Consider the following 326-nt stretch of genomic DNA (forward strand, 5'->3'; position numbering starts at 1 on the left):
CCTTCGGCAACATCCGGCGCACCGGGCGTCATCTGTCGCAGCTTCCGCTCGCCCACCGCTCGCTCAAGCTCTGGGGCGAGGCCGAAAAAATGCTTGGCCGCGACGTCGAATTCCGCGCCACAGGTCATATCCGACTGATCTTCGATGGGGGAAGTCTTGCCGACATGCGGGCCTACGCTCAAGCGGCACGGCCCTTGGGGCTCGAGTTGGAGGAACTAGGCCCGCGCGAAATCCGCTCCCGGTTTCCCGGCCTCGGTCCTGCAGCGATCGCTGCGTCGTTCTCGCCGCATGACGGCAGCGGCAACCCGCGGCTGATCGCGCCGGCC

General features: G+C 67.2%; 1 protein-coding gene. It reads left to right on the top strand.

The window, feature by feature from the left end; all coding sequences use genetic code 11:
- The coding region (locus EN824_RS34060) for an FAD-dependent oxidoreductase (RefSeq protein WP_135933204.1) at window positions 1-326 on the top strand (326 nt) is incomplete at both ends.

Origin of the sequence: Mesorhizobium sp. M8A.F.Ca.ET.181.01.1.1 (assembly GCF_004792025.1) — a bacterium.
Classification (GTDB): Bacteria; Pseudomonadota; Alphaproteobacteria; order Rhizobiales; family Rhizobiaceae; genus Mesorhizobium.